Raw genomic sequence first — 26,694 nt, 5'->3', positions numbered from 1 at the left:
GTGCCGTTACGGCACGTCGGCGGCGGTCGTCGGCTGGACGTCCTGCGGGCGGGGCGGGAGCGGCGCCGGCTGCAGGGAACGGTATCCCGCGAGCCGCGGCGGCTGCTGGGTGGGAATCTCGCGGAGCATCTCCTTGAGCACGGCGACGCCCTGCTCCAGCTGGGGGTCCTCCCCGGCCGCGTAGGCGTGCGGCGGGTAGGGGACCTCGATGTCCGGATCGACCCCGCGGTTCTCCAGACCCCAGCCCACGCCCCCAACGAACCACGTCGCATACCGCGGCTGTGTCACCTTGGTGCCGTCGGCCAGGTCGAACAGGTTGTCGATCCCCACCACCCCGCCCCACGTGCGCATCCCGACCACCGGTCCGATGGCGCGCAGCTTTGCGACCTGAGTGATGATGTCTCCGTCGGAGCCAGCCCATTCGTCGGCGATGACCACCACCGGTCCGCGCGGGGCGCTGGAGGGGTAGGTGCCCGTGCGAGTTTCCCGGGCCATGGTCCATGCCGTCACCTTGCGCCCGATGAGCTCGGCGACGAGTTGCGAGGTATGCCCGCCGCGGTTGCGCCGGACGTCCACGATCAGCGCGTCGCGCTCGGTCTCGGTGTCCAGATCCCGATGCAGTTGGGCCCATCCGTGCGCCGCCATATCTGGGATGTGCAGATACCCGAACGCGTCCTGCGACGCCGTCCGGACGGTGCGCCGGTTTCCCGCGACCCAATTCTGGTAGCGCAGGCGCTGTTCGTCTCGCACGGGCACGACGGCGACGCGGCGCACCTCGCCCGGCCTGCGGCTGTCCGGTCCGCCCTCGATGGTCAGCTCCACCGTGCGTCCCGCTGCACCCTTGAGCAGGAGGTCCGGACCGCCGTCGTGCGGGGTCCGCTGCCCGTCGACGGCGAGGATGGCGTCCCCCGCGCGCACCGCAACACCCGGTGCCGTCAGCGGGGAATACGCCTGTGGATCGGAGGTCTCCCCCTCCAGCACCTTGGCGATGCGCCAGACCCCGTCCACTCGCTCCAGGTCCGCGCCGAGCAGACCCTGGCGCCCGGCGCCGGGCTCGGTGGCGGCGAACGGCGAGACGTAGGCGTGGGACGTGCCCAGCTCGCCGTGCATCTCCAGCAGGATGTCGACGAGGTCGTCGTGGCTACCCAGCCGCGCGATGAGCGGCCGGTATTTTTCCGCGATGGCGGGCCAGTCCAGCCCGGCCATGTCGGCGGTCCAGAAGAAGTCGCGCTGCAGCCGCCAGGCCTCGGTGAACGCCTGCTCCCAGACTTTGGCCGGATCGAGTTCCACCCGGATGCGGTTCAGGTCCAGCGTGTGCGCATCCGGCGAGGACGGGTCCAGCGGGCGGTCCACCGGCACGCTGCGCACCTGTTGCCCGTCGACGAACACGAGTCGGCGCTTGTCGCCGCTCACGCGGTATTGCTTCAGCCGGGGCACCAGGGTGTTGACGCTCCGGTCCGCATACGAGAAACGCTCGAGCCGCAGGGCGGGGGCCTCCGCGTCGGGGCCGCGCCCGTCACCGGTCACGCCGGTGGACTCGTCGACCAGCCAGAGCAGCCCCTTCTCCACGGCCACGAGCCGGCTGTAGCGGCCCTGTGCCACCGGCACCGCAAACAGCCGCTGGCCGATCCCGTCTTCCACGACGACGGTCTTCGCCGGTCCGTCCGCGGCGCCTTCTCCCGCCGGCTTGGCGTCCACGGACGCGGTTCCGCCCGGCACGTCGCCCGGGCCCGCGTCCGCCGCGTACACGGACGGGCCGAACAAGCTGGGCGTGGCGTCGGCCAGGGCGACCATGAACGGCTTGGTCGACGCCGGGAAGCTCAGGTCGAAACTATGGGTGTCGTACACCGGGTCGAAACTGCGCTCCGAGAGGAACGCCAGGTAGCGGCCGTCGTGCGTGAACGACGGCGAGTGGTCGTGGAAGCGCGCGTCCGTCACCTGGACGGCTCCACGTTCCGGTTCGGTGGTGGATGTCAGCATGATGCGGCTTCGGCCCTCGAACGCGGTCACGGGTTCGATCCACGCCAGCCATCCGGAGTCCGGGGAGAAGCTGAGGTCGGTGATGCCGCCGAAATCGGTGGCGCACAGTTCCCGCCACTGCCCGCCATCGACGTCCAGCAGATAGGCCTCGCCGTATTCGGACCCGATCGCCAGCCACCGGCCGTCCGGGCTCGACTCCATGCTGCGCACCCGACCGCGGCAGGGCAGTTGGATCCGGCGGAGGCAGTCGGCCGGGGCGGCTTCGCCATCGTGTTCCGTCGGCGTGGTCGCGGACCGGCCGCCGTCGCCGTGTTCCCCGTCGTCGCGTCCCTCGTCGACCTGTCCCTCGTCGCCGTCGCGGGAGGGCGCTTCCACGTCCGGCACCCGCGCCGGCGCGGGCTCGCCGGCAGCCGCGCCGGTGACCGCCGTGGCACTGACCGGTTGGGGCAGGACCCCAGCATCCTCGTCTTCAGCGGCGGCCAGAGTGTCGGATCCATTGGGCTCCACCGGCTCGTGGCCCTGGACGCCGCGGAACATTGCTCGGGCGCCGGGCGCATCGGAGGCGCCGGGCGCGGAGTCGTCCTCGAGCGCGCTGGGGATCGGTCCGTGGGCGCCGAAGAAGGCGTCGGTCGCGACATCGCGAACGAACAGGGCCTCCTCGCCGCCGCGGTCCGCGATGTAGCCGACGTGTGCGCCGCCGAGCATCCGGCCCAACCGTCCGCGGACGCCCGGGGTCGCCTCGATGGCGTGCGACGGGCCGTCGCGGTGCTTGAGCAGGTGAAGCGTCCCGTGGGTTTCCACAACGCTGGCCACACCCTCCCTGTCCGGGACGGCCGCGTTGAGGTGCCGCGCCGGCGCCAGCGTCTGCCGGCGCCGCCCGTGGCCGGCGGATCCAAGCGTGATCTCCAGGCGGCGGGCCTCGCCGTCCAGCGTGTCCAAGACAAAGAGCCGCCCGCGGTGCTCGTACACCACGCGTTCGCCGTCGCTGGAAAGGTGCCGCGCGTAGAACTGCTCGTGGTCCGTGTGCCGCCGCAGGTCCGAGCCGTCCGGGAACACGGAGTAGACGTTCCCGTAGCCCTCGTGGTCCGAGAGGAACGCGATCCGTCCACCCACCCAGACCGGATCGCACAGGTTGCCGTCCAGTTCCGGGACGAGTCGCCCGAAGTCTCCGCCGCCGTCGCGGTCTATCCAGATCTTGCCGGCGGCACCGCCCCGGTACCGCTTCCAGTACGCGGGTTCCCGGCTCAGCGCCGTGCCCAGGACAACAGGCCGGTCGTCGCCGACGCTGGGCCCCCAGACCACGGAGTCCACCGGACCGAGGGGCAGGATGCGGGAGGGACCGCCGTCGAGCGGGAGCGCGCGCGCCCAGGTGTGCCGGCCGTCCGCCTGTCCGTGGGCGCTGACGGCCAGGACGTCGCCTTCGGGGGTGAAGCCACGCACACGCGTGCTGGGCTGTCCCCAGTGGGTGAGCTGGCGGTATCCCCCACCGTCCGTGCCTGCCGTGACGATCTCCGGGGCGCTGCCCTGCAGGACGCTCCAGACAAGGGCGGATCCGTCCGGGGTGAACCGCGGACCGCGCGCCGGCAGGCCCATCCCGGAAATGCGCCACGCGCGGGCGCCGGTCAGCGGGGCGATCCAGACGTCGTTTTCGGCGACGAACGTGACCAGGTCGTTGGCAATGTGCGGGTAGCGCAGATAGCTAGTGGGCTCCATTCTCCGATCCTATCCAGCCAGCGGCCGGCCTACGCGCCGCCGGTGTCCCGCACCACGCGGAAGATCATCCAACGCCCCTGGGACCTCCGCAGTTCCAGCACCACATGCTGCACCTTTTCCCGCGTCTCCGTGGCCACGGTACGGCCCTCCGCGTCGACGACGCGGTACGGCGACATGGTGCTGGTCGCCGCGACCTCCACCGTCCCGGACGCGGCTCCGGAACCGGGTTCGACGTCGGTCAGCTCGGTCACCAGCCCGTCGTACCGGATGCCGTCGGCCTCCAGCGCGCTAACGGTCTCGGAGTCGGCCGCCAGCGACGTTCCGTCGGGATGGTGGATCCGGCGCAGTGCCGCCCCGTCCGCGCGGGACAGCGCGGCGTCCCTCTGGGCGGCCAGCGCGACGGCGGCACGTGCCGGATCCTCCGGGACGCCCGGGGTCGTACCGGGTGACGGCGAGGCACGGACGGTGCCGGAGGCCGCGGCGTCACCCGCCGGAGGGGTCCCCGTTCCGGCAGCCGGCGACGCGGTCGGCGCCGGCCCTTCGCCGGACACCGTGCCCTCGGTGGGCCCCGGCCGGCCAACCCACCACGTCGCGGCGCCCGCCAGCAGGAGAAGAGTCACCGCCACGGCCACGCCCAGCCGGACCCCGAGACCGTTCGACGGCCGGGGACCGCCGCTCGCCTTCCGCACCCAGACCGGAGTGGGCGCCGCCCGGCGGCTTAAACGGGAGCGCCTGGTCACACGCTTCCCGCGGTCGGCCATCTGCGTCACCATGTGCCCCATGGCTTCCGGATGCACGGACTCCGTCAGCCCGACCGGTTCGGGGGCGGTCCCGCAGAACACGCGCCGGGCGACTTCCTCGGCCGAGGGCCGCAATGATTCGTCCTCCTGAAGGCAGTCCTCGAGGAGCCGCGCGAACTCGTCGGGAACGGTCGGATCCAGGCTGCCCAGCGGCGGGCGGTGAGGGGTGCTTGCGGCGGTGCGCCCCGTGAGCAGATACCAACCGACCGCGCCGATCGAAAAGACGTCCCGCGCCGGGTGGATCGATTTGTTGCCCTCGCCCGGATCCACCGGCGCGGAAAACCCGGGCGTACCGCCCGATGTTCCCGGGCGGCCCACGAGCGAGGCCAGACCGAGGTCCCCCAGCTTCGGCATGCCCTCGGAGGTGAACAGGATGTTGCCCGGGGCGACGTCGCCGTGGACGGCCCCGGCCCCGTGCAGCGCCGCGAGCGCCTGCGCCACCGGTGCGAGGATGGTGATGGCTTCCCCCAGCGGTACCGGCCCGCGGGCGGCCACCAGATCGGCCACCGAACCACCGGGCATGTATTCCATCAGGATGCCTGCTCCGCGCGACGTCTGCGCGGTTCCCTCGACGCCCACCAGATGCCGGTGTGCCATGCCGCGCAACACCTCCACTTCCCGAGCCAGGAGCTCCGCGGAACGGGTGCCGGTGCCCGTGCCGATTTTGAGGGCGAACAGCGCCCCCGTTCTCTCGCGGCGCACCTCGTAGACGCTCGCCGTGCCGCCGCGCCCGAGTTCGCGCTCCACGACATAGCCGTCGATGATCGGGGGCCGCTGGGTCACCGGTGTCGAGTCCATGGTTCATTTCTACCGGAGCCGCCGAAAGCCCGCAGAGGTTATCCACAACCGGGGCCGTTCACGTAATTCGAACCTCCCGGCCCCGAAGCGTAACCTTGACGCCATGACCATCAACTTCCGGCGCGTTGGTTTCGCGCCCTCCTTCGTCGACTATGTGACGGGATGGGACCTCCAGCGTGCGATCCACGCGGAGGTGGCCGCCGGCACGAGCGAGCCACAGGTCTTGCTCCTCGAGCACGCGCCCGTCTACACGGCCGGTAAACGCACCGAGCCCGAGGACCTGCCGCTGGACGGCACGCCCGTGGTCGACGTGGACCGCGGCGGCAAGCTCACCTGGCACGGCCCGGGCCAGCTGGTCGGCTATCCGATTGTCGAGCTGGGCAACCGCGCGGGCATCCGCGACTACGTCAACCGCCTGGAGGAGGCGTTGATTCGCGTCGTGGCCGGATTCGGCATCGAAGCGGTCAGCGTCCAGGGCCGCTCCGGCGTGTGGGTCCTCGGCGACGGCGTCGCGCCGGACCGCAAGATCGCCGCCATCGGGATCCGCGTCGACCACGGCGTCACCATGCACGGCTTCGCCCTGAACTGCTCCAACGATCTGGCCCCGTACGGCCAGATCATCCCCTGCGGCATCACCGACGCCGGCGTCACCACGATCTCGGCCGAGGCCGGCAGGACCGTGGAGCCGTCCGATGTGCTCGACCGCGTCGAAGAGGAACTGGCGGCACAACTGCTGCCCGCCGTGAAGACAACAGCCACCGAAGGAGCCCTCTCATGACCCTCGCACCCGAAGGCCGCCGCATGCTGCGGATCGAACAGCGCAATTCCGCGACTCCCGTGGAGCGCAAGCCCGAGTGGATCAAGGCCAAGGTCGAGATCGGCCCCGAATACGTTGAATTGAAGAAGCTGGTCAAGTCCGAAGGCCTGCACACCGTCTGCGAGGAGGCGGGCTGCCCGAACATCTTCGAGTGCTGGGAGGACCGCGAGGCGACGTTCCTGATCGGCGGCTCCGAATGCACGCGCCGGTGCGACTTCTGCCAGATCGACACGGGAAAGCCGGCCGCCCTGGACCGCGCCGAGCCCTTCAAGGTCGCCATGAGCGTCAAGAAGATGGATCTGCGCTACGCCACCGTCACGGGCGTGGCGCGCGACGACCTCGAGGACGAGGGCACGTGGCTGTACGCGGAAACCGTCCGCCGCATCCACCAGCTGAACCCGGGGACCGGCGTCGAGCTGCTCATCCCCGACTTCTCCGGCAAGCCGGAGTACCTCGACGAGATCTGCGCGTCCGCCCCCGAGGTTTACGCACACAACGTCGAAACCGTGCCGCGGCTGTTCAAGAGCATCCGCCCGGCGTTCCGCTACGAACGCTCGCTCGACGTGCTGACACAGGGCCGCAACAACGGCATGATCACCAAATCGAACCTCATCCTCGGCATGGGCGAGACACTGGCGGAGGTTTCCGAAGCGATGCGCGACCTGCACGACGCCGGCTGCGACCTGCTGACCATCACCCAGTACCTGCGCCCCACCGAACGCCACCACCCGGTGGAGCGCTGGGTGAAGCCGCAGGAGTTCGTCGACCTGCAGAAGGAGGCCGAGGAAATCGGCTTCCTCGGCGTCATGAGCGGTCCGCTGGTGCGATCCTCCTACCGCGCCGGCCGCCTATGGGCCGGGGCCATGCGCAAGAAGGGCCTGCCGATTCCGGAGGCACTGGCACACATCGAAAGCTCCGGCAGCACGCGCCAGGAAGCATCCAGCCTTCTCTCGGCGCGCTGAGACGCCTCCATCGCGTAGAATCGACTCACTATGGCCAAGACCCCCGATAGCTCCCCCGTGGACGACGCGAAGCCCAAACGCAGGCTCTTTTCCCGCAAGCCCAAGGCCGACTCGGCCCCGAAGAAACCCGGTCGGCTGAAGCAGCTCGGCCAGGTCTTCCAGATGACCCGGCGCAACGATCCGAACGTTGTTTGGCTCATGCTGTTGGCCTTCCTGGGAACCGTCGCGGTGGGTCTGGTGATCGGCCTCCTGATCAACAACTGGATTACCCTGTTGCTGATCTCCATCCCGCTGGGTCTCCTTGCGGCGACCTTCATCCTCTCGCGCAGGGCGGAGAAGGCGGCGTTCGCGCAGCTCGAGGGCCGCCCTGGCGCGGCCGGCGCGTCGATGAGCGTGCTGCGCCGGGGCTGGATCCTGAAGGACCAGCCCGTGGCCGTGAGCCCGCGGACGCAGGACCTGGTGTTCCTCGCGATCGGGCGCGCCGGCGTCGTGCTTGTGGCCGAGGGTCCGACGGCGCGCGTGCGTCCCCTGGTGGATGCCGAACGCCGCCGCATGTCCCGCGTGCTCCCCAACGTTCCGATGCACGTGATCAACGCCGGCAGCGCCGAGGGGCAGACCGCCCTGGGCGACGTCGCCAAGAAGATGAAAAAGCTGCCGAAGGCGCTCAACAAGCAGGAGGTCCATGCCGTGGACCTGCGGCTGACGACGCTCGGAAGCGCCAAGCTGCCGATTCCCAAGGGCATCGATCCCATGAAGGCCCGTCCCGACCGCCGTTCAATGCGCGGACGCTAGGACGCCTGCCCGCCACAAGACGAATGGCCCGGACCGCTTGGTCCGGGCCATTCGCGTCCGACGTCCGCTCGAGAAGTGCGGCGGTGGCCGTCAGATACGCACGAGAATGGTTTTAGCCGCCCGGTCGTGCAGCCCCCGCTGGTCCGCGTCGCCGAGCAGCGGCGGGACGACCAGGCAAAGGAGGACCGTGCGCAACAGGCCGTCGAGCGGCCGCGCGGCCGTCCCGTCGAGGCGCTGGACCTGCATGCCCAGGGTGCGGTGGCCGATCGAGTGGCCCGTCACGCCGACGAACAGGATCTGCATGCCGGCGAAGAACGCCAAATTGGCGCTCGGGTCCCCGCCGAAGAACACGAAGGACAGGGCCATCGCCAGAACCCAGTCGATGCTCAGGGCGCCGATCCGCCGCCCGAGCCGGGCGACGCTCCCCTGTCCGGACTCGGGTCGCCCCAACCGCCGGCCCGGCCAGGCCTCCGAATTGAGTTGCGGCGGGCCCTCGAGCCAGGATCCAAAGTCTTTTCTGTCCACCGCTCCAGACTACCGCCGGGGCGCCGTCGAACCCCGGCCCGCCGCCACATCCACGCGTGAGCGCGGACACGGCATTGCGGGATGGAAAAGCGTTGTGTAACGTGCCGGAAACAATTGCGTCATGGTCGGGTAACGCCGATTCGTTATTGTTGACACAACTTCGGGTACCGATCGCCCGATCCCAGGTCTCCCGCGGCCCGGATCTAACGCCCCCATTAGGAGCAGTTTTAGATGTTCAAGACTACGGACGAAGTCCTCCAGTACATTGCCGACGAAGACGTGAAGTTCGTCGACATCCGGTTCACCGACCTCCCGGGTGTCCAGCAGCACTTCAATGTCCCGGCCAAGACGGTGGACGCCGACTTCTTCGTGAACGGCCAGCTGTTCGACGGTTCATCCATCAAGGGCTTCCAGGGCATTGCCGATTCCGACATGCAGTTGATCCCGGACGTGACGACGGGCTTCCTCGACCCGTTCCGCATCGAGAAGACGCTGGCCTTCAACTTCTCCATCGTGAACCCGCGCACCGGAGAGCCGTACCACCGCGACCCGCGCGGCGTCGCCGAGCGCGCCGAGGCCTACCTCGCGTCCACCGGCATCGCCGACACCGCATTCTTCGCCCCCGAGGCCGAGTTCTTCGTCTTCGAGAACGTGCAGTACGAGTCCAAGCCGGAGGGTTCGTTCTACAAGGTCGATTCGGACGAGGCGCCGTGGAACACCGGCCGCAAGGAAGAGGGCGGAAACCAGGGCTACAAGACCCCCTTCAAGGGCGGCTACTTCCCCGTCTCCCCGACCGACAAGCAGGCCGACCTGCGCGATGCCATGTGCGTCGAGTTGGATGCCGCCGGCCTCGAGGTCGAACGCTCCCACCACGAGGTCGGCGCCGCCGGCCAGGCGGAGATCAACTACAGGTTCAACACCCTGACGCACTCGGCCGACGACCTGCTGAAGTTCAAGTACATCGTCAAGAACGTCGCCGACGCCTGGGGCAAGTCCGCAACGTTCATGCCGAAGCCGATCTTCGGCGACAACGGCTCGGGCATGCACTGCCACCAGTCGCTGTGGTCCAACGGCGACCCGCTGTTCTACGACGAGAAGGGCTACGCCGGCCTGTCCGACGTCGCGCGCTGGTACATCGGCGGCCTGCTTAAGCACGCCTCCGCCGTCCTGGCCTTCACCAACCCGACCGTGAACTCCTACAAGCGCCTGGTCAAGGGCTACGAGGCCCCGGTCAACATGGTGTACTCGCAGGGCAACCGCTCCGCCGGCATCCGCATCCCGATCACCGGCTCGAACCCCAAGGCCAAGCGCATCGAGTTCCGCGCCCCGGACGCCTCGGCCAACCCGTACCTGGCGTTCGCCGCGCAGCTGATGGCCGGCCTGGACGGAATCAAGAACCGCATCGAGCCGTCCGACCCGATCGACAAGGACCTCTACGAGCTCCCGGCCGAAGAAGCCAAGGACATCCAGAAGGCCCCCGGGTCCCTCGAGGAGGCGCTGGAGGCCCTCGAGGAGGACTTCGAATTCCTGCTCGCCGGCGATGTCTTCACCGAGGACCTGATCCGGACCTGGATCGAGTACAAGCGCGAGAACGAGATCAAGCCGCTGTCGCTGCGCCCGAACCCGTACGAGTTCGAGCTCTACTACGGCTGCTAGTCACCACCGGCACGACGGCGGGGCCGCACCTTCTCCACGAAGGTGCGGCCCCGCCGTCGTTTATCCGGCGATCGTGCTGAGCAGGAACACCGCCGGGGACTCGGCCCTCACGCTGTGGACCGCGTTCGGCAGCACGAACAGACCGCCGTGGTCGACTCGCTGCTCGCCGCCGTCCCATGACACGGTGACGCTCCCCTGGAGCACCAGCAGCGTCGCGGACTCGGGCTTGTCGTGGTCGCCGAGCACGGCGCCGGTGTCGAGGGCCATCAGCGTGTGCCGCAGGCGTCCGTCCCTCAACACGGCGTGGGCGCTGCGCCCGTGCGGGGCCGTCGCGGCCTTCGCCAGGTGCTCGCGCGCGAGATCGTCCAGTTCTGCCTTGGTGACGTGCATGTGCGCTCCTCGTGTCCGCGGCGACGTGTGCCGCCCGTCAGAATCCGTAGAAATGCTTCTCGAAGACCTGCCGCGCGCGGCGGGCCGACTTCCGGTAGTCGTCCTCCATCCGGCCTGCATCGCCCCGCGGGTAGCCGCACCAGCGTGCCACGGCCTCGAGCTCCAGTCCAGAGCGCGGCAGCACGTCCGATGCGCGGCCTGTGCAGACGAGGGTGGCGCTCCTGATCCGCGTCGCCAGCACCCAGGCGCGGTCCAGCAGTTCCACGTCCTCCAGCGGCAGGATTCCGGCCGCGGCGATGGCGCGCAGCGCCTCGCGGGTCCCGGTCGTGCGCAGGGCCGGGTGCTCGCCGGCGTGCTGCAGCTGCAGCAGCTGGACCAGCCACTCGACGTCGCTGAGGCCGCCACGTCCCAGTTTCACGTGCCGGGCGGGATCCGCCCCGCGCGGAAGCCGCTCGGCTTCGACGCGCGCCTTGATCCGCCGGATCTCCCGCACTTCCAGCTCCCCGATATCCGATCCGTAGCGCACGCCGTCGACGAGCGCCATGAAGTCCTCGGCCAGCGCGTCGTCGCCGGCGATCGGCCGGGCGCGCAGCAGTGCCTGTTTTTCCCAGACCAGGACCCAGCGTTCGTAGTACTCGCGGTATGCCTCCAGCGAGCGGACCAGGGGACCCTGCTTGCCCTCCGGCCGCAGGGCGGCGTCGACGACCAGCTTGGGTTCGGCCTGGACGGCGGGCTTCAGAGGCTGGGTGAGCAGTTGGCCGAGCCGGGTGACGACACGCAGCGCCTGCTCCTGGGCCTCCTGCGCACCCGCGCCGTCGCGGGGGCGGTGGACGAACATCACGTCGGCGTCGGAGCCGTAGCCGATTTCCCTGCCACCTTGGCGGCCCATGGCCACCACCAGCAGATCCGTCCGTCGCGGTGTGGTCTCGAACTCCTCCGTTTCCGCCACCCGCAACGCTCCGAGGACAGCCGCCCGGTCCGCGTCCGAGAGGGCCCTGCCCACCGTGTCGACGTCGACCATGCCGGCCGAATCGGCCAGCGCCACGCGCAGCATCTCGCGGCGCCGGTTCAGCCGCACCAGGCGCATGGCGGCATCGGGACGCGGATTGCGCCGCATCTTGGCCGCGTTTTCCTGCCAGAGCTGTTCGAAGGGCATGGGCTTGAGTTCCTTGTCGTCGCCCAGCCAGGCGGCCGACTCCGGAGACACCTCCAACAGGTCGGTGATGAACCGGCTGTTGGACAGCACATGGCACAGCCGCTCGGCGCCGGCGCTCGAATCACGCAGCATCCCCAGATACCAGTGGGTCTCCCCCAACGCCTCGCTCAGTCGGCGGAAACCGAGCAGGCCGGCGTCGGGGTCGACGCCGTCCGCGATCCAGCCGAGCAGGATCGGCAGCAGTTGGCGCTGCAGGGACGCGCGACGGCGGACCCCGGAAGTCAGCGATTCGATATGCCGCATGGCACCCCGTGGATCGACGTATCCCAGGGCCTTGAGCCTCGCCTCGGCGGCGCCCGCGGTCAGGCGCACCTCGTCGGTGCTCAGGTTCGCGGCCGTCGCCAGCAGCGGCCGGTAGAAGATGCGCTCGTGCAGCCTCCGCACGGACTTCTTCGTGCGCTGCCACTGCTCCTGCAGTTCTGCCGCGGTGGGCCGGGTCCGCGCGGCGGTGCCCTGCGACGCGCGGGCCAGCGCCCGGAGCGCGGGGTCCCGGACCGGCATCAGGTGGGTTCTCCGCAGCTGCACCAGCTGGATGCGGTGCTCGAGCACGCGGAGATAGCGGTAGGCCGCGTCGAACTCCGCGGCGTCGGACCGGCCGATGTAGCCCGCGTCGCTCAGCGCGGCGATGGCCGTCGTCGTGTCCCGCACGCGGATGTCCTCGTCCACGCGCCCGTGGACGAGTTGCAGCAGCTGGACGGTGAACTCGACGTCCCGCAGGCCTCCCGGTCCGAGCTTGAGCTGCCGTCCCGCCTCGTGGTCGGGGATGTTGTCGGTGACCCGCCGGCGCATGGCCTGCACGGACTCCACGAAATTGTCGCGTTCCGACGACGCCCAGATCATCGGCGCGACGGCCTCCTCGTAGGCGCGTCCGAGTTCGGCGTCGCCCGCGATGTGCCGGGCCTTGAGCAGCGCCTGGAACTCCCAGCTCTGCGCCCAGCGCCGGTAGTAGGCGACGTGCGATTCCAGGGTCCGGGACAGCGCGCCGTCCTTGCCCTCGGGCCGCAGGTTGGCGTCCACCTCCCACAGGCCGGGCTCGATGCCGGCCGTTCCGACGGCCCGGGCGATCCCCGACGCGAGCGCCGCCGCTATGCTCGCGGCGGTGTTCTCGTCGAGCCCGTCGGCCGCGTGGACGTAGACGACGTCGACGTCGGAAATGTAGTTCAGCTCGCCGGCACCGCACTTGCCCATGCCGATGACGGCCAGCCGCACTGCCGCGACGTCGGCCGCCCCGAAACGCTCCTGGGCCTCGGTGCGCGAAACGGCCAGCGCGGCGTCGACGGCGGCGGCCGCAAGGTCGGCCAGCTCGCGGCCCACCAAGGGCATGACGGCAAGGGGGTCGGCGGCGCACACGTCGCGGATGGCGAGGTCGGTGAGGCACCTTCGGTAGGCTACGCGCAGGGCCGCGTATGCTTCCTTTCCGGCGGTGGGGACGAGCGGACGGTCCGACGCCGGATCGGCCCCGACCGCTTCCATCAGTTCCGCGCGCAGGCGTTCGGCGGGCGTGGCCTCGGGGCTCGGATCGGGCGCGCGGTCCAGGAGACCGACGTGCTCCGGGTGCCGGACCAGGAACTCCGCCAGCGCCTCGGACGCGCCCAGGAGGCGGAACAGCGGCACGGCCCCCTCTCCCCGGGCCACCAGCGAGGCGGCCTGCGGGGACTGTTCGGCCAACCGCACGAGCGCCAGCAGCGCCTGGTCCGGGTCTGCGGACAGGGCGAACCCCCTCAGCAGCGCATCGTGGTCGACGCCGGCGAGCTCGGGCGCCTCCATGAAGCGCTTGGCGCGGTCGACGTCGTCGAACCCCGCTGCGATCAGGCGGCGCGTGAGGCTCATGGTGTTTTCCTAGAGGATGCCCAGATAGCGGTTGATCTCGAACGGACTGACATTCTGCCGGTAGGCATGCCATTCGTCCTGCTTGTTGCGCAGGAAACTCTCGAAGACCTGCTCGCCGAGGATCCCGGCCACCAGCTCCGAGTCCTCCATGCTGCGGATGGCGTCGTGCAGGCTGCCGGGAAGCGGGTCGTGGCCCATGGCGCGGCGTTCGGCCGAAGACAGGCTCCAGACGTCGTCCTCGGCCCCCGGGGGCAGCTCATAGCCCTCCTGGATGCCCTTGAGCCCGGCGCCCAGCAGGACGGCGTAGGCGAGGTAGGGGTTCACCGCGGAGTCCAGACCGCGGTATTCGACGCGCGCGGACTGGCCCTTGTTGGGCTTGTATAGGGGCACGCGCACCAGGGCGGAACGGTTGTTGTGGCCCCAGGACAGGTGGCTGGGGGCCTCGCCCCCGCCCCACATGCGCTTGTAGGAGTTCACGAACTGGTTCGTGATGGCGGTGAACTCGGGCGCGTGGTGCAGCAGGCCAGCGATGAACTGCCGGGCCGTGGTGGAGAGCTGGTATTCCTGGCCCGCCTCGAAGAACGCGTTGCTGTCCCCCTCGAACAGGGAAAAGTGCGTGTGCATCCCGGAGCCCGGGTGGTCCGAGAACGGCTTGGGCATGAACGTGGCGTAGATGCCCTGTTGCAGGGCCACTTCCTTGATCACGGTGCGGAACGTCATGACGTTGTCCGCCGTCTGCAGCGCGTCCGCATAGCGCAGGTCGATCTCGTTCTGGCCCGGTCCGTTCTCGTGGTGGCTGAACTCCACGGAGATGCCGACGGCCTCGAGCATGGTCACGGCCTTGCGGCGGAAGTCCTGGCCGACGCCTCCGGTGACGTGGTCGAAGTATCCCCCGTAGTCCACCGGCACGGGTCCGGCCGCTCCGATGTCCGAGGACTCCAGGAGGTAGAACTCGATTTCCGGGTGCGTGTAGCACGTGAACCCCATGTCCGCGGCGGCGGCGAGCTGTCGCTTGAGGACGTTGCGCGGGTCGGCGGGCGACGGCGCGCCGTCGGGCGTCAGGATGTCGCAGAACATGCGCGACGTCGGCTCCGTGTCCCCGCGCCACGGGAGGATCTGGAACGTGGACGGGTCCGGCTGCGCGAGCATGTCGGACTCGAATATGCGCGAGAGCCCCTCGATGGACGAGCCGTCGAAGCCGAGCCCCTCCTCGAAGGCGCCCTCCACCTCGGCCGGCGCCAGGGCGACGGATTTAAGGGATCCGACGACGTCGGTGAACCAGAGGCGGACGAACCGCACGTCCCGCTCCTCGATGGTCCTGAGGACAAACTCCTGCTGACGGTCCACGTGCGGGACTCCTTCCACGGTGGAATGCATTCGGCGGCGATGGCTCCGGCCACCGTTTTCCACTCTACTCGGAAGGACCCGCATTACGGCGTTGACGAGCGTGCGGACCCCGCCGTGCGGCCCGGTGTTGAAGTAGGCTGTCGGCCATGAGCCCCGAAGAGAACGCCCCCTACGGGCCCGGTTCCGCCAGTGCCGCGCAGCCCGTTCCGGGGCCGAAGCCCATCGCCCGCATCAGGACCCACCACCTGGCCCAGGCCAAGGCGGAGGGGCGCCGGTTCGCGATGCTCACCGCCTACGACCAGTACATGGCACGGATCTTCGACGAAGCCGGCATCGAGGTCCTGCTCGTTGGCGATTCCGCCGCCAACAACGTCATGGGCTACGCGACGACCCTGCCCATCACGCTCGACGAGATGATCGTGTTCGCCAAATCCGTCACCGCCGGCGCGAACCGGCCGCTGGTGGTCTGCGACCTGCCGTTCGGAAGCTACGAGGTCTCGCCCGCGCAGGCGGTGGAGTCGTCCGTACGCCTGTTGAAGGAAGGACTCGTCCACGCCGTCAAGTTGGAGGGCGGCGCCCATTACGCGGGGCACGTCCGCGCCCTGGCGGCCGCGGGCATCCCTGCCATGGGCCACATCGGATTCACCCCGCAGAGCGAACACGCCCTCGGCGGGTACCGCGTGCAGGGCCGGGGCGAGGCCGCGGCCGCGCTCGTTGCCGACGCACTCGCGCTCGAGGAGGCCGGGGCCTTTTGCGTACTGATGGAAATGGTCCCCACGGATGTCGCCGCCGAAGTCGACGCCGCGCTGAGGATCCCGACGATCGGGATCGGCGCCGGGGCGGGCACCACGGGACAGGTGCTCGTCTGGCAGGACATGCTGGGGCTGCGCACGGAGAAGGTCGCGAAGTTCGTCAAACGCTACGCCGACCTCGGTACGGAAATCTCGCGAGCCGCCCGCACCTACCACGACGATGTGCTGGCGGGAACGTTCCCGGCCGCCGAGCACGGATTCCAGCAGTAGCTAAGGCTCGGAAGCCCGGTGACCGAGGGCGTCCCTGGAGCCACCGCGAAACTAGGCGTCGTCCTCGGCGTCCCACGCCTGGTTGCGGCGCTCCACCGTCTCCAACGCCTTTTCCGCCTCGGCGCGCGTCGCGTAGGGACCCAGCAGTTGGGTCCAGTCCGACTGCGCACCGGTTTCGACCTGCTTCGTGTTGACGTTGAACCAGAAGTCGCCCTGGCCCGTTTCCGTGTTCTCGCTCATGGGGCCACCCTACTCGTGCGAAGAACGATGGCGATAGGATGAATCACATGCCAAGCACCACCACCGCGCCCGTCGGAAACCTCGTCCCCGGCACGCCCACTCCCCCGCGCCACGTGCCCTCGTCCATCGCCCGGCCGGAGTATGTGGGCAAGCCGGCGCCCGCGAAGTTCGAGGGTTCGGAGGTCAAGGACTCGGAGACCATCGAACGGATCCGGGTCGCGTCCGGCATCGCCGCGCGCGCCCTCCGAGAGGTCGGGCGGGCGGTCGTCCCGGGCGTGACCACCGACGAGCTGGATCGGATCGGCCACGAGTTCCTCCTGGACCACGGCGCGTATCCGTCCACGTTGGGCTACCGCGGTTTCCCCAAGTCGCTCTGCGCGTCCATCAACGAGGTCATTTGCCACGGAATCCCCGACACCACCGAAGTGCGGGACGGCGACATCGTGAACATCGACATCACGGCCTTCATCGGCGGCGTCCACGGCGACACGAACGCGACTTTCCTGGCCGGCGACGTGGACGAGGAGTCGCGACTGTTGGTGGAACGCACCGAGGAGTCGCTGCGCAGGGCAATCCGGGCAGTGGCGCCCGGGCGTGAGATCAACGTCATCGGCCGCGCGATCTCGGCGTACGCGAAGCGGTTCGGGTACGGCGTGGTGCGGGACTTCACGGGACACGGGGTGGGCGAGGCCTTCCACACCGGGCTGATCATTCCGCATTATGACGCCGCACCGGCGTACAGCCGCGTCATTGAAACGGGAATGGTGTTTACCATTGAACCCATGCTCACGTTGGGCACGATCGACTGGGACATGTGGGACGACGACTGGACAGCGGTGACACGCGACCGCAAGCGGACCGCCCAGTTCGAACACACCCTGCTCGTGACCGACGACGGGGCCGAAGTCCTCACCGCGGCGTAGGCGCCACCCCCTTTCATCCGCTGTGCACCATCCATCTTCCGAGGAGCCCGATGTCGAAGACCGACAAGAACAAGACCAAGCACCCCACCGCCATCGGGATCGATATCGGCGGCACGGGAATCAAGGGCGGCATCGTCGACCTGAAGAAGGGCAAACTCGTCGGTGACCGCTTCCGCATCGACACTCCCAAGCCCTCCACGCCCGAGGCCGTGGCCGACGTCGTCGCGGCCATCGTGGCCGAGCTGTCCACGAAGGACGGCGCCCCGTCCGCCGAGGTCCCCGTCGGCGTCACGTTCCCCGCAATCATCCACAAGGGCATTGCGCTGTCCGCCGCCAACGTCGACAAGTCCTGGATCGACACGGACGTGGACACGCTGCTCACCGAGAAGCTCGCCCGCCCGGTCCAGGTCATGAACGACGCCGACGCGGCCGGCCTGGCGGAGGTCCGCTACGGCGCCGGCAAGAACGTCGGCGGAACGGTGCTCGTCATCACGCTGGGCACGGGGATCGGCTCGGCGCTCATCCACGACGGCGTGCTGGTTCCGAACGCGGAGCTGGGCCACCTGGAGATCGACGGAGCCAACGCGGAATCCCGCGCGTCCGCCTCCGCCCGCGAACGCGAAGACCTGCCGTGGGACGAGTACGGCGTCCGGCTGCAGCGCTATTTCTCCCACGTCGAGTTCCTGTTTTCACCGAACCTGTTCGTCGTGGGCGGCGGCATCTCCAAGCGCAGCGAGGACTTCCTGCCGTTGCTGGACCTGCGCACGGAGATCGTTCCGGCCGCGCTGAAGAACAACGCCGGGATCGTCGGCGGCGCGCTCCAGGCGGCCATCCACTTCGGCTTCGCCTCCTAGAGGCCGGACTCGCGCCGCAGCTTGCCGATGGCCGTCTCGAAGTCCTCCAGGGATTCGAAGCCCTGGTAGACGCTGGCGAAGCGGAGGTAGGCCACCTGGTCCAGCTTCTGGAGCGGGCCGAGGATCGCCAGGCCCACCTCGTGGGCGTTGATTTCGGCGCTTCCGGAAGCGCGCACCGCCTCTTCGACCTCCTGTGCCAGAACGGCCAGGTCGTCGTCGGTGACGGGGCGTCCCTGGCAGGCCTTGCGCACGCCGTTGATGACCTTGCTCCGGCTGAAGGGCTCGGCCACGCCCGAGCGCTTCAGGACGCTGAGGCTGGCCGTTTCAACGGTCGTGAAGCGCCGTCCGCACGAGCCGCACTGTCGCCGCCGCCGAATGGCGGAGCCGTCGTCGGTGAGCCTCGAATCGACGACGCGGGAATCCGAGTTCCGGCAGAAGGGACAGATCACGACGACCGTCCCTGGGTTCGGACCAGCACCGCGTCGCCGTGCGCCGGAAGATCCTCGGCCCGCGAAAGAACCACGACGTGCCCGCCCACCTCCAAGAGTGCCTCGCGGGGGTAGTCGATCACCTGGATCGCCTTCAGGAAGGTGGACACGTTGAGCCCGGACGCGAACGCAGCGGTTCCGCTGGTCGGCAGGACGTGGTTGGACCCCGCACAGTAGTCCCCCAGACTGACCGGGCTGTCCGGCCCTACGAAGATCGCGCCCGCGGCGGTGATGCGGGCGGCGACACCGGCGGCGTCCTTCGTGAGGATCTCCAAATGCTCGGCGGCGTAGGCGTCGCACACGCGGATCCCCTCGTCCAGCCCGTCCACGAGCACCACGGCCGATTGCGGTCCGGACAGCGCGGCCGCGACCCGGTCCGCGTGCTTCGTGGTTGCCACCTGCCGGAGCAGTTCCCCCCGGACGGCGTCGGCGAGGATTTCCGAATCCGTCACGAGGACGGCCGCGGCGTTCGGGTCGTGTTCGGCCTGGCTGACCATGTCCGCCGCGACGAATCTGGGATCCGCCGTCTCGTCGGCCAGGATCGCGATCTCCGTTGGCCCGGCCTCCGCGTCGATACCGACGATTCCCTTCACCAGACGCTTCGCCGTGGCCACGTACAGGTTCCCCGGGCCGGTGACCACATCGACCGGCTCGATGGCACCCAGACCCGATCCCTCCGGGGCCGACACGCCGTAGGCGAAGGCTGCGATGGCCTGGGCGCCGCCGATGGCGTGCACCTCGTGAACGCCGAGGAGTTCCGCGGCGGCGAGGATCGTGGGGTGCGGCAGTCCACCGAATTCCTTCTGCGGAGGAGAGGCGATGGCCAGCGAACGAACCCCGGCGGCCTGTGCGGGCACCACATTCATGACGACCGAGCTGGGATAGACCGCGAGCCCGCCGGGCACGTACAGTCCGACGCGCCGCACGGGTGCCCAGCGCTGCGTGACGGTGGCACCGTGCGGGTAGGAAACGGTGGTGTCGGCGGGGACCTGGGCGGTGGCGAATTCGCGGGCACGCAGAATGGATTCCTCCAGGCCGGCGCGCACGGCGGGGTCGATACGCTCCAGCGCCTCGACGAGGGCGGACCGCGGGACCAGCGTGTGTTCCCGCTCCACGCCGTCGAAGCGGGCCGCGAGTTCGGTCAGCGCGGCGAAGCCGTCGCGGCGGACCTGCTCGATAATCGCCTCGACCGCGGACGCCGCGGTGTTGAAGTCGAGTTCGGGCCGCGGCAGTGCCGCCCTCAAACCGGCGTGATCCAGGCTCGCGCCCCGCAGGTCGATGGTGCGCAGCTCAAGCGCTCGCAGGTCAACGCCGCGCGGCGCGTCGGGTCCGGGTGTCTGGGATGCTGGGGAAGTCACACCCCAAGTTTACGTTGCCCCGCCCTCCTACACGTCCAGGCAGGCGGGCCCGAGGAGCACCTTGAGGTCACCGAACAGCGCCGGGTTCGGATTGACGCGGAACTCCATGCCCAGGCGCATCAACTGGACGCTTCTCGTGTTGGACAGCTTCACGCGCACCTCCGTGTTGCCCGCATGGGTGCGCAAGACGTCCCCCAGCGCGGAGACCACGTCCTCCGTGGCCTTGTGTCCCGGCAGGCTGATGACCACGGGGCCGGCCAGCCCGTCCTCGCTGATCTCCGGAATCGTCAGTTCCTGCGCGTTGAGGCTGATGGCACCGTCGTCGCGCCGCTGGACCCGACCCTTCACCACCACGATCAGGTCCTCCGCCAGGAGTGTCGCGATGGGGCCGTACACCTGGCCGAAGAACATGACCTCCATGGAGCCGCCGAGGTCCTCCACCTCGCACTTGGCGTAGGCATTGCCGCTGTTCTTCGCGATGCGGCGCTGAAGGGACGTGATCATTCCGGCGATCTTGACGGTATGGCCGTCCTGCGGGCCGTCGTCGGACAGCACTTGGGTGATGGACAGCTCGGCGTGCTGGTCGAGCAGCCCGCCCAACCCCTTCAGGGGGTGGTCCGAGACGTACAGGCCCAGCATGTCCCGCTCGAACGCGAGCTTGTCCTTCTTCTCCCACTCGGGCAGATCGGGTACCTCGACGGCCAGCCCCGACCCCACGGCGGGGTCGTCGAAGGCGCTGAACAGGTCGAACTGGTTGGCGGCCTCGTTGCGCTTGAGCACGATCACCGAGTCGACGGCCTCTTCGTGGATCATCGCCAGCGACCGGCGCGGGTGGCCCATGGAGTCGAACGCCCCGGCCTTCACGAGGGACTCGATGGTGCGCTTGTTGCAGACCACGGCCGGCACCTTCTGCAGGAAGTCGCTGAAGTTCTCGAAGGCGCCCTTTTCCTCGCGCGCGGCGACCATCGCGTGGACGGCGTTCGTGCCCACGTTCCGGATGGCTCCCATGCCGAAGCGGATGTCGTCCCCGACGGGCGTGAAGTTCAGCGCGGACTCGTTGACGTCCGGCGGGAGCACCGTAATGCCCATGTGGCGGCACTCGTTCAGGTACATGGCGGACTTGTCCTTGTCGTCCGCGACGGACGTCAACAGGGCAGCCATGTATTCCGCGGGGTAGTGCGCCTTGAGGTAGGCGGTCCAATAGGACACCATGCCGTAGGCGGCGGAGTGGGCCTTGTTGAACGCGTAGTCGGAGAACGGAAGCAGGATGTCCCACAGCGACTTCACGGCCGCCTCCGAGAACCCGTTGTCCACCATGCCCTGGCGGAATCCGGCGTACTGCTTGTCCAGTTCGGACTTCTTCTTCTTGCCCATCGCGCGACGGAGAATGTCCGCCTGGCCCAGCGTGAAGCCGGCGACCTTCTGCGCGATGGCCATGACCTGCTCCTGGTACACGATCAGGCCGTAGGTCGTGCCCAGGATCTCCTGCAGCGGTTCCTCGAGCTCAGCGTGGATCGGAGTGACGTCCTGCAGGCCGTTCTTGCGCAGCGCGTAGTTGTTGTGCGAGTTCGCGCCCATGGGGCCCGGGCGGTACAGCGCGATGACGGCGGAGATGTCCTCGAAGTTGTCGGGCCGCATGAGCTTGAGCAGAGACCGCATGGGGCCGCCGTCGAGCTGGAACACGCCCAGCGTGTCGCCACGGGCCAGGAGCTTGTAGGACTCGGCGTCGTCGACCTCCAGCCGCTCCAGGTCCAGCTCGACGTTCCGGTTCGCCGCGATGTTCTCGATGGCGTCCGAAATGATCGTGAGGTTCCGCAGCCCGAGGAAGTCCATCTTGATCAGCCCCAGGCCCTCGCAGGTCGGGTAGTCGAACTGGGTGATGACCTGGCCGTCCTGGAACCGCCGCATGATGGGCACGACGTCGATGATCGGGTCGGAGCTCATGATGACGCCGGCCGCGTGCACGCCCCACTGGCGTTTGAGGCCCTCGATGCCCTTGGCGGTTTCGAAGACCTTCGCGGCCTCCGGGTTGGTGGCGACCAGCTCGCGAAACTCCCCCGCCTCGCCGTAGCGCTTGGACTTCGGGTCGTCGATGTCCCCCAGAGGGATGTCCTTGGCCATGACAGCCGGCGGCAGCGCCTTGGTGAGCTGCTCGCCCATGCTGAACGGATAGCCCAACACCCGCGAGGAGTCCTTGAGCGCCTGCTTCGATTTGATGGTGCCGTAGGTGACAATCATCGCCACGCGTTCGTCGCCGTACTTCCGCGTGACGTAGTCGATGACCTCGGAGCGGCGACGGTCATCGAAGTCGACGTCGAAGTCGGGCATGGAGACGCGTTCCGGGTTCAGGAAGCGCTCGAAGATCAGTCCGTGCCGGAGCGGATCCAGGTCGGTGATGCGCAGCGCGTAGGCGACCATCGAACCGGCGCCCGAGCCGCGGCCGGGACCCACCCGGATGCCGTTGTCCTTGGACCAGTTGATGAAGTCGGCCACGACCAGGAAGTATCCCGGGAATCCCATGGAATTGATGACGTCCAGCTCGTAGTCCGCCTGTTTGCGGACATCGTCCGGGATGCCGGCGGGATAGCGGTAGGCCAGGCCGGCGTCGACTTCCTTCACCAGCCAGGACGTCTCGTCCTCGCCCGCCGGGCAGGGGAAGTTGGGCATGTAGTTCGCGTTGGTGTTGAACGAGACCTCACAACGCTCGGCGATGAGCAGCGTGTTGTCGCAGGCCTGGGGGAAGTCGGCGAAAAGCCGGCGCATGTCCGCGGGGGACTTCAGGTAGTAGCCGCTGCCGGAGAACGCGAACCGCGAGCCTCCCTGGTCGTAGGTCGGCTCGAGCAGCGTGGAACCGGACTGGATGGCCAGCAGGGCCTCGTGGGCCTTCGCGTCGTGTTCGTGGGTGTAGTGCAGGTCGTTGGTCGCGACGAGCGGGATCTCCAACTCGTGGGCGAGCCGGACGAGGTCCTTCGTGACTCGCCGTTCGATGTCCAGTCCGTGGTCCATCAGCTCGCAGAAGTAGTTCTCCTTGCCGAAGATGTCCTGGTATTCGGACGCGGCCTGCTTTGCCTCCTGGTAGTGGCCGAGGCGGAGTCGGGTCTGCACCTCGCCCGAGGGACACCCCGTGGTCGCGATCAGGCCCGGGCTGTACGTCTCGAGGAGGTTGCGGTCCAGACGCGGATACTTCCCGAACGCGGAGTCCAGGGAACCGATTGAAGACGCGCGGAAGAGGTTGCGCATGCCCTGGTTGTTGTAGCTGAGCAGCGTCATGTGGGTGTAGCTGCCGCCGCCGGAGACATCGTCCCGGCGCTGGTTCTCCTCGCCCCAGCGAACGCGCGTCTTGTCATTGCGCGCGGTGCCCGGGGTGACGTACGCCTCCACGCCGATGATCGGCTTGATGCCGGCGTCGGTGGCCTTCTTCCAGAAGTCGAAGGCGCCGAACAGGTAGCCGTGGTCGGTCGTGGCCAGGGCCGTCATGCCGAGCCGGTCCGTCTCCGCGAAGAGGTCGGTCAGCCGGGCGGCGCCGTCCAGCATGGAGTATTCCGTATGGTTGTGAAGATGGACGAATCCGCCTGTAGTTGAGCTAGCCACCCATCAATTCTAGGTGCCCGGAGACCCGACGAAGTCAAGGTCCCGCGCACGGGGCGAGCCGTGCCCTGCCCGCCCGGACGGCGGCCTCAGAAGGCGCCGTCGCGGAGCAGTTCCAGGGACTGGGACAGGTCGGCCGGGTAATCGCTCGCGTATTCGACCCACTCGCCGCTGACCGGGTGCGGAAACCCGAGCCGGTGTGCGTGCAACCATTGCCGCGTGAGACCCAGCGCCGCGGCGAGGCGCGGATCCGCGCCATAGGTCTGGTCTCCGGCGCACGGATGGCGCAGTGCGGCCAAGTGGACGCGGATCTGGTGCGTTCTACCGGTCTCCAGCCTGACCTCCACCAGCGACGCGCGGCCGAACGCCTCCATGACCTTGTAGTGCGTGACCGAGTCCCGGCCATCCTCGACGACGGCGAATTTCCAGTCGTGCCCCGGGTGCCGCCCGATGGGGGCGTCGATCGTACCCTCCAGCGGATCGGGGAGGCCCTGGACCACCGCGTGGTACGTCTTCGCGGGTGTCCGCTCCTTGAAGGCTCGTTTCAGGGCGGTGTAGGCGCGCTCGGACGTGGCCACCACCATCACCCCGGACGTCCCGACGTCCAACCGGTGCACGATGCCCTGCCGTTCGGCCGCACCCGACGTCGAGATGCGGTAGCCGGCGGCGGCCAGCGCCCCGACGACCGTGGGCCCCACCCAGCCGGGCGAGGGATGGGCGGCGACTCCGACGGGCTTGTCGATGACCACATAGTCTTCGTCCTCGCCGAGGATCCTCAGGTCTTCCACGGGTTCGACTCTCACTTCCAACGGATCCGGACGCTCCGGAATGGTGACATCTATCTGCTCGCCGACGGCGGCACGGCGGGATTTTCCCGCGGCCCGCCCATTCAAGAGGACATGCCCGTCGGCGCAGAGCTGGGCTGCGTGTGTCCTCGATAGCCCCAGCTGGGCGGCGACGACGGCGTCCAGCCGCGAACCGTCTTGCTCGGCGGCGACGGTGAAGCCGGGCATCAGGGCTTGTCCCCCGTTGTTTCGCGGGATCCGTCGATTCGTAGACCACGGAAAATCAGCACGCAGATCACTGCCATGGAGCAGACAACGAGGGAATCCGCGATGTTGAAGATCGCGAAATTGGGCAAGGCAATGAAGTCCACGACGTGTCCCATCCCGAAGGACGGTTCCCGGAACAACCTGTCGGTGAGGTTCCCCGCCGCCCCGGCGAGCAATCCCCCGAGCCCCGCGGCCCAGACCTTGGAGCCGACCCTGCGCAGGATGAACAGCACGTAAAGCACCACGGCGGCCTGCACGATCGTGAAGATCCAGGTGACGCTCGTGCCGATCGAGAAGGCGGCCCCGGGGTTGAGGATGTAGTGCCAGCTCAACACCGGCGGCAGGACCTCGATGCTCTCGCCCAGTTCCATGTTGGCCTGGACCAGCCATTTGGTCACCTGGTCCAGTGCATAGCCCGCCACGGCGACCGCGGCCGCGAGGCCGAGAAGGGCGCGGTTGCCGCGCGTCGAATGCCCGGTGGCCGACTGGTCCGTCGCTTCGTGCTCCATGGTCTCCCTTAACGTGACGTCGGCGGCCGGAAGACCCGGCCGCCGACGATCTACGGCTTGCTTTTCCCCGGTCGGGGCAGCTACCTATGCCTAGGCGTTTTCCTTCGACTCCGGCGTGGCGACGGATCCCTTCGAATCCAAGTCGCGCAGCTGGCCCTCGATGTACGCCTTCAGACGGCCGCGGTAGTCGCGCTCGAAGCCTCGGAGCTGTTCGATCTTGCGCTCGAGCACCGACTTCTGCTGCTCCAGGGAGCTGAGCGTCTTGCGGCTTTTCTCCTCGGCGTCGCTGACCATGGCGTTGGCTTCGATCTGCGCCTCGGCGATGATCTTGTCCCGCTGTTCCACACCGGCGCCGACGTATTCGTCGTGCAGTCGCTGCGCCATCGCCAGGACGCCGGCGGCCGACTCGGCGGTTCCGCCGGAGGCCGCGGGGCCGGCCGGGGCTGCGGGCGCGGACGGCGCCGCTGCGCCTGCCGACGCCGTCGGAGCGGCCGCGCCTGCGGAAGCGGACGGGGCGGCGGCGGAAGCCGGGGCGCCCTTTGCGGGCTCGTCCTTCGGGGTCTTGTCGACGACCTGGGACTTGTCGGCCGCAACCGGGGTCGCTTCGGTGGCGGGGGCCGCCGCCACGGGAGCCGGTACGGCGCCGGAGTCGGACTCCGAGTCACCGGACTGCAGTTCGCTGACACGACGGCGGAGCTCGTCGTTCTCCTGGTTCAGACGACGCAGTTCGACGACGATCTCGTCCAGGAAATCGTCAACTTCGTCCTGGTCGTAGCCTTCGCGGAACTTCGTCGGCTGGAAGCGTTTGTTGACTACGTCTTCTGGCGTAAGTGCCATCTGGTCACCTCAGTTGCTTTGGTTCTTCCACCGACCGCTGGTGCGGCCCGCGTACGCTGATTCACTTTGGGCGCACACGCCACAACTGCGGCGCCCTCTGCGTCAAGACTATAACGTTTCGGTACGGGAAAACTAACCTGACTACGGAAGCCGTCTCGCCGTCCGACCTACGCTAGGGATTGGACCACAATCTTGGCTATGATCACGGCGAAATAGAGGATAAGGAAGGCGAGATCCAGCCTCATGCCGCCGAGGTCGACGGGCTTGACCTTGGACCTCAGCCACCGCATCGGCGGATCGGTCACGCGGTAGACCACGCTGGCGGCGACAAGGGCGAGGCCGCGGGGCCGCCAAGAACGGGCGAACATCTGGACGACGTCGAACACGATCCTGATCATCAGGAGGACCTGGACAATGGTCAGCGCTACATACAGGAGACCGAGGAGCAGTGACACGGCGGGGCGCGGTCCGGCTAGCTCTGGTTGAAGAAGGTCGCTTGGCCCTCGGAGGACTTCTTGTCCTCGCCAAGCACCTCAACCGATGACGGCGACAGGAGGAACACCTTGTTGGTGACGCGCTCGATGCTTCCGTGAAGCCCAAACACCAGTCCTGCGGAGAAGTCCACGAGCCGCTTGGCGTCGCCCTCGCCCATGTCCGTCACGTTCATGATGACCGGAATGCCCTCGCGAAAACTCTCGCCGATGATCTTGGCGTCGTTGTACGAGCGGGGGTGGACCGTTGTGATCTGCCGCAATGAAGAATCCTCGTCCCTGGAAGATGGCGCCCGCTTGATGGGGGTCACCGGTGCCCGGTACTCCGTGTCCGTCTCCGGAACCGCGGCCACCGGCTGGTGCGTGCGATCCTCGCGAACCGGCTCCGTGCGCCGCGCCTCCTCATGCTCGTCGACGCCGTAGTTGTCCGAGGCATAGTGCTCGTCACCGTCGGCGAGCCCCAGGTAGATCATTGTCTTGCGCAGCGCGCCAGCCATGGTCTTCTC

22 protein-coding genes are annotated in these 26,694 nt (G+C 68.6%); 7 read left to right on the top strand and 15 right to left on the bottom strand.

Annotated features, from left to right (window positions below; translation table 11 throughout):
- Positions 1-6: 6 nt before the first annotated feature.
- Positions 7-3,693 carry a S41 family peptidase gene (locus ACHAAJ_RS03665; protein ID WP_435726558.1) on the bottom strand — a complete coding sequence of 1,229 codons (3,687 nt, stop codon included), beginning with the start codon at positions 3,691-3,693 and terminating at the stop codon, positions 7-9.
- A 29-nt stretch (positions 3,694-3,722) separates the two neighbouring features.
- The gene (locus ACHAAJ_RS03660) at positions 3,723-5,291 is read right to left on the bottom strand and encodes a serine/threonine protein kinase (protein WP_435726557.1); all 1,569 of its coding nucleotides are present in this window, start codon (positions 5,289-5,291) and stop codon (positions 3,723-3,725) included.
- Between the two features lie 103 nt (positions 5,292-5,394).
- On the opposite strand from ACHAAJ_RS03660, the gene lipB reads away from it, so the two are divergent.
- The 3 genes from lipB to ACHAAJ_RS03645 are packed head-to-tail and all read left to right on the top strand — an operon-like array spanning position 5,395 to position 7,862.
- Positions 5,395-6,069 carry a lipoyl(octanoyl) transferase LipB gene (gene lipB / locus ACHAAJ_RS03655; protein WP_435726556.1) on the top strand — a complete coding sequence of 225 codons (675 nt, stop codon included), beginning with the start codon at positions 5,395-5,397 and terminating at the stop codon, positions 6,067-6,069.
- Entirely contained in the window at positions 6,066-7,070 is a 1,005-nt protein-coding gene (gene lipA, locus ACHAAJ_RS03650; protein ID WP_435726555.1) for a lipoyl synthase, read from the top strand. The genes lipB and lipA overlap by 4 nt, the downstream gene beginning before the upstream one ends.
- Positions 7,071-7,100: 30 nt before the next feature.
- Positions 7,101-7,862, top strand: a complete 762-nt coding sequence (locus tag ACHAAJ_RS03645) for a DUF4191 domain-containing protein (protein ID WP_435726554.1) — start codon at positions 7,101-7,103, stop codon at positions 7,860-7,862.
- 90 nt (positions 7,863-7,952) lie between these two features.
- Here the strand turns inward: ACHAAJ_RS03645 and ACHAAJ_RS03640 are convergent, their stop codons facing one another.
- A complete protein-coding gene (locus ACHAAJ_RS03640; RefSeq protein WP_435726553.1) occupies positions 7,953-8,387 on the bottom strand; it encodes an RDD family protein in 435 nt (144 codons plus the stop codon).
- Between the two features lie 231 nt (positions 8,388-8,618).
- Here ACHAAJ_RS03640 and glnA (ACHAAJ_RS03635) point away from each other — a divergent pair, with 231 nt between their 5' ends.
- Positions 8,619-10,043 (top strand): type I glutamate--ammonia ligase, encoded by a 1,425-nt coding sequence (glnA, locus tag ACHAAJ_RS03635; RefSeq protein WP_435726552.1) that lies wholly within the window; start codon positions 8,619-8,621, stop codon positions 10,041-10,043.
- A 60-nt stretch (positions 10,044-10,103) separates the two neighbouring features.
- Here the strand turns inward: glnA (ACHAAJ_RS03635) and ACHAAJ_RS03630 are convergent, their stop codons facing one another.
- Genes ACHAAJ_RS03630 through glnA (ACHAAJ_RS03620) form a run of 3 tightly spaced genes read right to left on the bottom strand, consistent with a single transcriptional unit; the run spans position 10,104 to position 14,826 of the window.
- Positions 10,104-10,433, bottom strand: a complete 330-nt coding sequence (locus ACHAAJ_RS03630) for a cupin domain-containing protein (RefSeq protein WP_435726551.1) — start codon at positions 10,431-10,433, stop codon at positions 10,104-10,106.
- Between the two features lie 37 nt (positions 10,434-10,470).
- Positions 10,471-13,479 carry a bifunctional [glutamine synthetase] adenylyltransferase/[glutamine synthetase]-adenylyl-L-tyrosine phosphorylase gene (locus ACHAAJ_RS03625; protein ID WP_435726550.1) on the bottom strand — a complete coding sequence of 1,003 codons (3,009 nt, stop codon included), beginning with the start codon at positions 13,477-13,479 and terminating at the stop codon, positions 10,471-10,473.
- A 9-nt stretch (positions 13,480-13,488) separates the two neighbouring features.
- Positions 13,489-14,826, bottom strand: coding sequence for a type I glutamate--ammonia ligase (glnA, locus tag ACHAAJ_RS03620; RefSeq protein WP_435726549.1), 1,338 nt, complete (start codon positions 14,824-14,826; stop codon positions 13,489-13,491).
- 146 nt (positions 14,827-14,972) lie between these two features.
- Between glnA (ACHAAJ_RS03620) and panB the strand changes: the two genes are divergently transcribed.
- The gene (gene panB, locus ACHAAJ_RS03615) at positions 14,973-15,848 is read left to right on the top strand and encodes a 3-methyl-2-oxobutanoate hydroxymethyltransferase (RefSeq protein ID WP_435726548.1); all 876 of its coding nucleotides are present in this window, start codon (positions 14,973-14,975) and stop codon (positions 15,846-15,848) included.
- Positions 15,849-15,899: 51 nt separating this feature from the next.
- On the opposite strand, the gene ACHAAJ_RS03610 is transcribed toward panB, so the two are convergent.
- Entirely contained in the window at positions 15,900-16,088 is a 189-nt protein-coding gene (locus ACHAAJ_RS03610; protein WP_435726547.1) for an SPOR domain-containing protein, read from the bottom strand.
- Positions 16,089-16,135: 47 nt separating this feature from the next.
- Between ACHAAJ_RS03610 and map the strand changes: the two genes are divergently transcribed.
- A complete protein-coding gene (map, locus tag ACHAAJ_RS03605) occupies positions 16,136-17,011 on the top strand; it encodes a type I methionyl aminopeptidase (protein ID WP_435726546.1) in 876 nt (291 codons plus the stop codon).
- Between the two features lie 50 nt (positions 17,012-17,061).
- Positions 17,062-17,865, top strand: coding sequence for a polyphosphate--glucose phosphotransferase (gene ppgK, locus ACHAAJ_RS03600; RefSeq protein WP_435726545.1), 804 nt, complete (start codon positions 17,062-17,064; stop codon positions 17,863-17,865).
- On the opposite strand, the gene nrdR is transcribed toward ppgK, so the two are convergent.
- From nrdR to ACHAAJ_RS03560, 8 genes are all read right to left on the bottom strand, one after another.
- The gene (gene nrdR, locus ACHAAJ_RS03595; RefSeq protein WP_435726544.1) at positions 17,862-18,314 is read right to left on the bottom strand and encodes a transcriptional regulator NrdR; all 453 of its coding nucleotides are present in this window, start codon (positions 18,312-18,314) and stop codon (positions 17,862-17,864) included. The genes ppgK and nrdR overlap by 4 nt on opposite strands.
- On the bottom strand, positions 18,311-19,711 hold the full coding sequence (hisD, locus tag ACHAAJ_RS03590) for a histidinol dehydrogenase (protein ID WP_435726543.1): 1,401 nt from the start codon (positions 19,709-19,711) through the stop codon (positions 18,311-18,313). The genes nrdR and hisD overlap by 4 nt, the downstream gene beginning before the upstream one ends.
- A 27-nt stretch (positions 19,712-19,738) precedes the next feature.
- Positions 19,739-23,302 (bottom strand): DNA polymerase III subunit alpha, encoded by a 3,564-nt coding sequence (dnaE, locus tag ACHAAJ_RS03585; protein ID WP_435726542.1) that lies wholly within the window; start codon positions 23,300-23,302, stop codon positions 19,739-19,741.
- Between the two features lie 86 nt (positions 23,303-23,388).
- Positions 23,389-24,312 (bottom strand): RluA family pseudouridine synthase, encoded by a 924-nt coding sequence (locus ACHAAJ_RS03580; RefSeq protein ID WP_435726541.1) that lies wholly within the window; start codon positions 24,310-24,312, stop codon positions 23,389-23,391.
- The gene (gene lspA, locus ACHAAJ_RS03575) at positions 24,312-24,860 is read right to left on the bottom strand and encodes a signal peptidase II (protein WP_435726540.1); all 549 of its coding nucleotides are present in this window, start codon (positions 24,858-24,860) and stop codon (positions 24,312-24,314) included. The genes ACHAAJ_RS03580 and lspA overlap by 1 nt, the downstream gene beginning before the upstream one ends.
- A gap of 90 nt (positions 24,861-24,950) precedes the next feature.
- Positions 24,951-25,697, bottom strand: a complete 747-nt coding sequence (locus ACHAAJ_RS03570; protein WP_435726539.1) for a DivIVA domain-containing protein — start codon at positions 25,695-25,697, stop codon at positions 24,951-24,953.
- Between the two features lie 167 nt (positions 25,698-25,864).
- A complete protein-coding gene (locus ACHAAJ_RS03565) occupies positions 25,865-26,152 on the bottom strand; it encodes a YggT family protein (RefSeq protein WP_435726538.1) in 288 nt (95 codons plus the stop codon).
- Positions 26,153-26,169: 17 nt separating this feature from the next.
- The gene (locus ACHAAJ_RS03560; protein WP_435726537.1) at positions 26,170-26,685 is read right to left on the bottom strand and encodes a cell division protein SepF; all 516 of its coding nucleotides are present in this window, start codon (positions 26,683-26,685) and stop codon (positions 26,170-26,172) included.
- Positions 26,686-26,694 lie beyond the last annotated feature (9 nt).

The sequence above is a fragment of the Arthrobacter arnarulunnguaqae genome (assembly GCF_051262515.1).
Classification (GTDB): Bacteria; Actinomycetota; Actinomycetes; order Actinomycetales; family Micrococcaceae; genus Arthrobacter_N.
This window is presented reverse-complemented; position numbering and strand designations above follow the sequence as displayed.